Origin of the sequence: Candidatus Latescibacter sp., assembly GCA_030692375.1 — a bacterium.
Lineage (GTDB): Bacteria > Latescibacterota > Latescibacteria > Latescibacterales > Latescibacteraceae > JAUYCD01.
The window spans coordinates 1-8,940 of record JAUYCD010000079.1; the positions used below are offsets into that span (position 1 = coordinate 1).

Sequence of the window (8,940 nt, forward strand, 5' to 3'; positions counted from 1 at the left end):
CAAGCTGAAAGAAGGATTTCTTGACTTATCTGGGGGTTCTATATAAATTTTGGGATTGAATATGAATTTTAATATTCATTACCTTTTTTTGGAAAGATCCTCCCGTCACCTTCGGTGACACCCCCCTTGTTAAGGGGGGTGTCCGCAGGACAGGGGGGATATTGACCTCCGGTAATGGGCTGGCGTACATGGAGTTCCTCTTCTGGGTCACATTATGAAAAAAATACTAACCATACTTGGCGCCAGACCCCAGTTCATAAAAGCTGCTGCGGTTTCACGGGCGCTGGCGAAGAGCTCGCTTCTTCACGAAGAAATCATCCATACCGGCCAGCATTTCGACCGGAATATGTCCGAGATTTTCTTCCGGGAGATGGGCATTCCCGAACCGGCGGCGAATCTTGGGATTTCCGGCGGCTCTCACAGCGACATGACCGCCCGCATGCTTCAGGCCATCGAGCAGGAACTGGTTGCACGAGAACCCGATTGCGTTCTTATATACGGCGACACGAACAGCACACTTGCCGGAGCTCTGGCTGGAGCGAAACTCATGCTTCCGGTCGCCCACGTGGAAGCCGGTTTGAGAAGTTTCAACCGCGCCATGCCGGAGGAACTGAACCGGATGGTCGCCGACCGCCTGTCTGTGCTCCTCTTCTGTCCATCTTCTGCGGCGGCGGATAACCTTCACCGGGAAGGAATCGGCGATGAAAAACGGAACGATACTCCCGGCGCCCCCTCGTTCGCCGACTCCCCGGAGGTATTGGTCACCGGCGATGTGATGGCGGACATGATCCGCATTTTCGGCGGGGAAGCTCAAAACCGCCACGGAGTGCTCGATGCTCTGGACATCGGGGACTGCCCATTTATCCTGGCTACCGTTCACCGCCCGGAGAACACCGATAATCCTGACAATCTCCGTTCCATCGCCCGGGCGTTCGAAATACTCTCCGGTCGGAAAACCCCGGTCATTCTCCCCCTGCACCCGCGGACCCTTCAGGCTGCCGCGAGATTGGGAATTGAGTTCCCTAACGGAGTGCATGTCATAGAGCCGCTGTCGTACCTCGACATGCTCGGTCTTACCGGAAAAGCTCAGTGCGTGATCACCGATTCCGGCGGCCTCCAGAAAGAAGCGTTCCTTCTGGGGCGGCCCTGTGTGACCATGCGCGCGCAGACCGAGTGGACGGAAACGGTGGATTCAGGATGGAATATCGTGGCCGGGGCAGACAGCGACCGTATTATCCGGGCATATGAAGAGATGTGCCGACGGATTACCGAATACAGGGAAATTCCCAGAGATGTGTATGGCGACGGACATGCTGCCGAGCGTATCGTCGAGGCGCTGGAAAACCGGCTTTACCGGTAGTGTAAAAAAAGGCCCTGTTGTTCAACAGGGCCTTTACGTTACAGAGAGATGCCGAAGCGTACTTACTTGAGCAGGGTCATCTTCATGGTTCTGGAGACATCCCCGGTTCTTACCGTGTAGAAATACACTCCTGCCGATTGTCTGACCGCGTTCCATTTCACTGAATGATTGCCCGCGCTCATGGTGGTGTTCACAACGGTGTCAACCTTCTGTCCCGCCGCATTGTAGATATCAACCGTCACTTTTCCGGCTTTGGCCAGGGTGAAGTTGATCGTGGTGGCGGGGTTGAAGGGGTTGGGAGTATTCTGCGCTACCGAGAAGGCTGACGGCGCGGCTTCTTCCACTCCGACTGCCTTGTTGGAAATCACACCCTTGATGGAATCATGGGCCACATACCAGACACCGCCCTGGTTAGCGGAGTCGGAGGATGCATAGTTGTCCGTATAGATACCGTCAAAAGCCGTTCCTGCATCGGAGAAGATCGACCAGCGCTTCCACTTGGCAGTCTCTGCGGCATAGGCCAGATATCCGATACCGGTGCCGTCGGGACCCAGGAGTCCGAAGGATACCGCTCCTTCGTCAAAGCTCGGCGATACGCTGAACAGGTTGTTGTCGGCGGAGAGATGGTAGGTGTAGGGGCCGGGACGGTAGTCATTGCAGGCCCACTTGGACCCGGCAGTCGGCTGATAGTTTTTGTCGAGGATATAATCGCCGTTTTCATTGGAAAAGAGGAAGAATGTATCCTTGGTTTCAGCAGCCGGATTGATCATCTGCTTGATACAGGAGCAATGGCAGTTCAGGAATATCATCCCGTTCCTCATCTCCAATCCATTCGGACCGCCGTTCATCTGCGATTTGGCATTCAGGTCGTTTAAATCGCTCCAGAAGTCGATCAAGCTCATTTTCCTGATGATGGAGCCGTCGGTGGCGTCGATGTAGATGAATTCGGACCGGGGTGCGGAATCATAATACGCCTGGTCGATCGTGTAGACTAGATCGCCGTCGGTGACGCAGCCGGGCTGACCGCGCGGGTCAGGATTGGACCAGGAGGTCAGGCCGTCAGTACCCCATGACATCACAAACTGTGAAACGCCGTTGGGCACATACTGCATTTTCCGCACTCCAGTGAGTTTCGCGGTTAAGCTGAGAACTTCAATATAGAAAAAGCTGAAGTTGTTGGGCTGAAAGCCGATTTGGGGGCCGTACGAATACCCTGTGCCAAGGGCGAAGGCGGTGGTTTCCAACAGTGCTGCGTTTACCGGGTCGCTGCCGATGGTCCATTTTTTCACTCCGCCGCGATCGTAGAAAAGCGGATTGGTCAGAGTCTTGCCGTCCGGGCCTTTTTCCTGGATGTGCGCCTGGGTACCCTGGGAACCGGACGCAATGGAAATGCTGCTGCATACCCTCTGCTTTTGACCTATGTTATCAAACGACCAGAGGTAGTAGGTATAATCGCCGGCAGGGACAAGATTACCGTCCTTGTTCTTCCCCTCCCATGAAATAAGGTTATTCTTTCCTACTGCATAATTGGCCAGCTTGGATACATAGATAGAGGTGTCTACCAGGTTCATGTAGTGCCATCCCAGGAATCCATTCCGGATTTTGCTGACCGAAGCAGCCTTGCCTTTGGTGTACACGCAGAGAATTACCCCGGCCGGCGTTCCGGCGACATCAAAGGGAATATCCAGTCTTTTGCCGTCAAATTGATAGAGTAGTGTCGCCGGAGCGCTCAGCTTGAGGAGCGTGGGCTGAAAATTGGCCGCATAGGCGACCGATACCAGAAACATACATGCGGTAAATAGAATACATACCTTTTTCATAGCTTACCCCTTTACCCTTTACATTGTTTGGTTACACTGTTCCTCCCCTAAAACATCCCGATAGATTGTGTACTTGTCTTTTACTCCTCCTTTCTACGGATACAAATAAATGATTTTGGTTATGTCGTTAAGTAAGCTAAAATGTTTTCATCCATAATGTTAATCCCCCCTACCCCCCTTATTAAGGGGGGAAAAAGAAAATTGTTCCTATTACAATGTAAACATTTATTTTGGATTTGACAGAACTCTCTCCCTAAATTCCCCCCTTAATAAGGGGGGATGCCGAAGGCAGGGGGGATTTTTAAAGACACAGGAGCACTCAATTTATCTTATTTACTGTATGTTGCTGACTTAACGACATAACCAAATAATATAAATTAGGTTATAAGTGCCTGCAAGACCTTTTTTATTCCCCCCAGGGAGCCCTGTTTATCCTCCGGAGGGCTGAAACTGATTCTCATCCCATTCTGAAATGAAAAATTCAGTATAACCGGAGATTTCCGGACTATCTTTTCCACAGACGCTCTGGTGACTTCGATGGTTTCAGGAATTGCCAAAACCACCTCATGACCCTGAGTGGAAATCTCCGTGATCCCTGCCTTTGCGGCAAAATGACGGATATAGGTCGAATCCAGCAGATTGAGCACCTGTTGAGGGGGCCGGCCGAACCGGTCTATCATTTCCTCCTCAATGGCTTTGACCTCGTTCAAAGAAACCGTTTCGGAGAGCCTCCGGTAGAACAGCACCCGCTCGCCGGCATCCGCGATATATTCCTCGGGAATATAGGTGTCAACCTTGATATTCATCTCAACATCGGGGGGGCGCTCCACTTTTTCGCCTTTCAGTTCAGCTATGGTTTCCTTTAACAGCTCATTGTAGAGATCAAAACCAACCGCAGCGATGAAGCCGGACTGTTCTGTGCCGAGCATATTTCCCGCGCCGCGGATTTCCAGATCACGCATGGCAATTTTGAAACCGCTTCCCAGGTCGGCAAATTCTTCGATAATTTTCAGGCGCTGACGGGCGATCTTGGTTATGGGAGCTTTTGGAGGCACCATCAGGTAGGCATAAGCCCTCCGATTGGACCTTCCCACCCTGCCCCGAAGCTGGTAAAGCTGGGACAGGCCGAAGGTATCGGAGCGATTGATGATGATGGTATTCACGCTGGGAATATCCAGCCCGTTTTCAATGATCATGGTGGAGACCAGGATCTGGAATTTGCCATGGTGAAAATCACGCATGATACTTTCAAGTTCCTTTTCCGGAAGCTGGCCGTGCGCGACCCCCAGGGTGACACTGGGCATCAGTGTTCGCAGATACGCCGCCATGCTGCTTATGGAGGACACCCGGTTGTGGACGAAAAACACCTGCCCGCCCCGGTCGATTTCCCGCATTATCGCTTCAACTACATATTTCTCCTCAAACGGAATGATTTCGGTATGAACGCTGTAACGGTCCCTGGGCGGTGTATTGATGAACGAGATATCCCGGGCGCCCAGAAGGGACATGTTCAGAGTCCTGGGAATCGGAGTGGCGCTCATGGAAAGCACATCCACATTGCGGCGGATTTTTTTTATGAGTTCCTTGTGCCGGACTCCGAACCGCTGCTCCTCGTCGATAACCAGGAGACCGAGATTCTTGAAATGCACATCCTTGGAAAGCAGGCGGTGCGTGCCGATTATAATGTCCACCTTCCCCTCGGCAAGCTTCTGAAGGATAGCTTTCTGCTCTGCGCTGCTCCGGAACCGTGATATGGTCTCGACCCTTACCGGGAAATCGGCAAACCGCTCCCGGAATGTTTCGTCATGCTGTTCGGCCAGAATGGTGGTGGGAACGAGGACAGCCACCTGCCTGCCGTCAAGGACAGCGCAATAAGCCGCCCGTATTGCCACCTCGGTTTTCCCGAAGCCCACATCGCCGCAGATGAGACGGTCCATGGGAGACGGGTTTTCCATGTCGGCGAGAACCTCATTCCAGGTCCGCATCTGATCGGGAGTCTCTTCGTATACGAAGGAATCCTCCATGGCTTTCAGCATATGTTCATCGGGTTTGAAGGCATGCCCGGGAAGAGCCTTCCGTTCGGCATACAGGCGGAGGAGGTCTTCCGCCATGCGCTGAATGGATTTTTTCGTCCTTGCCTTCAGGTTTTCCCAGGAAGTACCGCCCAGTTTGGTGATTACCGGCAGCACGCCTTCTTCCGAGGTATACTTTTTGATACGTTTAAGCTGTTCTACAGGCACAAAAAGCTGGTCGCTGTCCTTGTACCGGATGAAGAGGCAATCCTTTTCGACATCCCCGGCCCTTATTCGCCTCAAACCCATATACTTACCGATACCGTAATCCACATGCACTACGAAATCGCCCAGGTTTAATGCACGGTAATCTGTTATCGGCATCCCTTCTTTGAACTTCCGGTACCGCACCCGCCGCCGGTAGCGGCTGAAAATTTCATGGTCGGTCAGAAGGAAAAGGCCCGAGGAAGCATCGGTGAATCCCCCTGAAAGATGCGCGATCCCGATGGAGTAATATCCTTCGACCTCCTCCAAAAGCTCGTTCAGACGGTCGACCTGCCCCTTGTTGTCGCAGGCGATATGGCACGAGAGCCCTTTCAGGTGCGAGGATTGAATATCCTTTTTAAGCTCCTCCATACTCCCCTGATACTGACGGCATGAAGAAATAGAGAATTCGATGACTGGAGCGCCGGTGGGACGAAGCTCATGGTTTTCTACAAGGAGCATAGTTCCCAGACTGTCCATCAATTCCCGTGAGGAGGGATAAAAATATTTCGGAGGAGGAAGATCGGGATCATCCTGACGCTGTCTTTCCCAGATGATGGAGGCATGTTCCAGGCGGCGTTCCACCTCGTGCATGCAGCGCTGGGGATCGAAAACAAGGGCGCAGTCACGCTCGGAAAAATAGGAAACCAGGGAGGCCCTTGCTCCGAAAACCACATGGAGGTACTGCTCCATGCCGTTCGGTCTTTCTTCGCCGCTTATGGCATCCCGAATACGGGAAAGATCGATTCCGGCTTCGGCCTCGATGCTTTTCATCCGCCGTTCATCGGAAGAGTTGATGCCTGCCTCGGTGACAAATTCGTCGGGAGGAATGATACGGAATTGTTCAACCGGTGAAAGAGACCGCTGGCTGGAGGCGGAGAAAGTGCGGATGGATTCGATCTCATCGCCCCAGAACTCGATACGGTAAGGAATTTCCCCGCCGAACGGGAAAATATCCACAATCCCGCCGCGCACCGCAATCTGGCCGGCCGAGGTCACAGTGTTCTGGCGTTTAAAGCCTTTGGAGATGAGCGATTTCACCAGATCGTGAAAGACAATCTGCATTCCCTTTTTGACATCGAGGCTGATAAGCTCGATCATTCCCGGCGGAGTGGTCGGGTCATGCAAGGCGCCGGCAGTCGCCACTACCACACCCTTCCAGCCCCGTTCCAGTGAGTCCAGAGTCTCAACCCGCTGGCTCCTGACCTCGACATGGCTGTCGGCCAGCTCAAAGGGACCGGTATCGCGCTCAGGAAAATATTTTACCCCGGAGGCGCCCAGGATACTCTCGATATCTTCACGGAATGCTTCGGCTTCTTCTTCACTGGGGAGAAGGGCTATAATTGAACGGTCAGGTGCGGAGACATTTACCCCGGAAAGACACGCGGTGAGAAATGCCGAGGAAGATCCGCCCAACCCGTGAATTACAGCCCGCCGGCTTTTAGCGAGTGACTCGCAAAGAGAGGGGAGGGAAGCATTTTGAACAAATAATTTGAGAATGGAGTTCAGCATGAAAACGAGTTCTGGAATTGAGTTCATTTCGGGGATGAGATTCCGGGATTCCTCAAATAAACAAGCCCCCAGGACCTGGAATCCGACTGTGAAAGATAACTAATTTTAAACCGGCATACCAGAAAAAATATAGAAATCAGGTATGACTGCGAAGCCTTCTTCGCCATTCATAGAGAACAATGGAGGCTGCCACCGCAGCATTGAGACTCTCCACATCCTTTTCCATGGGAATCGAAACGGTGTATTCCGGTTTGATTTCTTCCGGAAGCCCGGGGCCTTCCAGCCCCGGGAGAAGGCCAAACCGCTCCGGGAAAGTGAACTCACTCAGAGGCTTTCCGCCGGTGGACAACGCCACCACCGGCAGGCGAAGGCCCGAAAGCTCCCGAATGGACGGTCCTTCGAAATAATCCACCAGGAACGCCGCTGTTCCAGCAGCACGCAGGCTCTTGGGATGAAACGGGGTCGCCGCTTCCTTGAGGAGTACGACAGCGCGTACCCCGAATGCCGCCGCCGACCGTATGACCGCACCCACATTCGCCGGGTCCTGGAAGGGAACGAGGAGAACAGCTCCCGATTGAGGCGCGGCGCTTTCAAACAAGGGCATTTCCGGTATCGAAACCACGAGCAGGGGATAATCAGTCCCGTGGACATCCAGCTCTCGAAACAATTCGCCGGAAAGCCGGTACCGGGGAATTTCCGGCGGCAGACTTTCCGGTTCCGGCCCCTCTTTCGGAGGCAAAATAAGCGCCCTGATCATTCCGGGTTTCAACAGGCCAATCTCTGCGATAACTTTTGCGCCCGATACCAGCGCGAGTCCTTGCCGTTTTATACCCCGACCGGCAAGGAGCGCTTTCCACACCTTGAACGAGGGATTGGCTGAACTGGAAATATCAACTACAGTTCTCACTTCTTTTTCCCATTCTTTGCCCGGATGAGTCCGAGCAGGAGAAATCTTTTCAAAAATAATGAGCTTCCGCCGGTAACGTGTTCCGGGCAGGGTATAGGATATATTTTTGTTCAAAGCATAGGATTCGCTCTTTAAACGAAGGGCTTCGGCGATCTCATCTTCACTCTGCGGCCCCTTCATGAGAATGACCTGTCCCCCGGGTTCGAGAAGATATTCCACCCGATTCAACGTTTTTTCCGCTGTTTCCAACGCCCGTGTGATGACCCCGGCCGCCTTCTCCTCCATCCTTCCGGGCAGTACGCCCCTTCCATAAATCCGGATACCGCGCAATCCAAGCTCTTTCACCGCCTGTTCCAGGAATTCCACCCGCCGGGACCGCGATTCGGCAAGGATGATTTCACATTCCGGGCGGACGATCTTCAAGGGGATCCCCGGAAAACCGGCGCCGGTTCCGATATCAAGGAGCGGCGAAGGCAGCTCGATCAGGGTGGGGACAATCATGCAGTCGATATAGTGTTTGACTACAATATCGCGAAAACTGCGGAGACGGGTCAGGTCATACTCTTCAGTATGCCGGCGAAGGAGGAGGTGAAACCGCCAGAGAAGGTCCATTTGTCTATCGTCCAGGATAATACCCGCCTCCTCGAGCAGAAGACCCAGTGATGGCTTACTCTCGGACAAAGGCGCGCCATATGTCGGTTTTGACCGCTTTTTTCGGCCGGGCGTTTTATTCTGAGGCATACAGTACCCGCTTGTAACCGGGAGAAGGATTCGTTAGATTATTCCTTCGCTCTCTAAGAGCAGGGAATCCATTCGGACGCATGACACGTGACATGGTACTATAGATGCCGAAACAAGTTCGGCATGATATGACCCTGAACTTGTTGCCGCTTCGCGGGAACGATAAAACCGTTTCAGGGTCTAAATGATAAATAACACCTTTTTCAGAAGCCTTATTAAATGATCCGGCAAAAAGTAAATTTTACTTTATTTTCTGGCGTTTCTTTACCTCACCCCCTGTCCCCCTCTCCTAGTCAGGAGAGGGGGTAACTCATTATACGCCTT

Annotated in this window: 4 protein-coding genes; 1 reads left to right on the top strand and 3 read right to left on the bottom strand. The window is 52.8% G+C overall.

The genetic code is table 11. The features are described 5' to 3' along the window. Positions 1-214: 214 nt before the first annotated feature. Positions 215-1,360, top strand: coding sequence for a UDP-N-acetylglucosamine 2-epimerase (non-hydrolyzing) (wecB, locus tag Q8O92_05035; GenBank protein MDP2982677.1), 1,146 nt, complete (start codon positions 215-217; stop codon positions 1,358-1,360). Between the two features lie 62 nt (positions 1,361-1,422). Here wecB and Q8O92_05040 read toward each other — a convergent pair whose 3' ends face one another. From Q8O92_05040 to rsmG, 3 genes are all read right to left on the bottom strand, one after another. Next, the gene (locus Q8O92_05040) at positions 1,423-3,180 is read right to left on the bottom strand and encodes a T9SS type A sorting domain-containing protein (GenBank protein ID MDP2982678.1); all 1,758 of its coding nucleotides are present in this window, start codon (positions 3,178-3,180) and stop codon (positions 1,423-1,425) included. Between the two features lie 377 nt (positions 3,181-3,557). Then, positions 3,558-6,995 carry a transcription-repair coupling factor gene (gene mfd / locus Q8O92_05045; protein ID MDP2982679.1) on the bottom strand — a complete coding sequence of 1,146 codons (3,438 nt, stop codon included), beginning with the start codon at positions 6,993-6,995 and terminating at the stop codon, positions 3,558-3,560. Positions 6,996-7,104: 109 nt separating this feature from the next. Further along, positions 7,105-8,616, bottom strand: a complete 1,512-nt coding sequence (gene rsmG, locus Q8O92_05050) for a 16S rRNA (guanine(527)-N(7))-methyltransferase RsmG (GenBank protein ID MDP2982680.1) — start codon at positions 8,614-8,616, stop codon at positions 7,105-7,107. Positions 8,617-8,940: the final 324 nt, after the last annotated feature.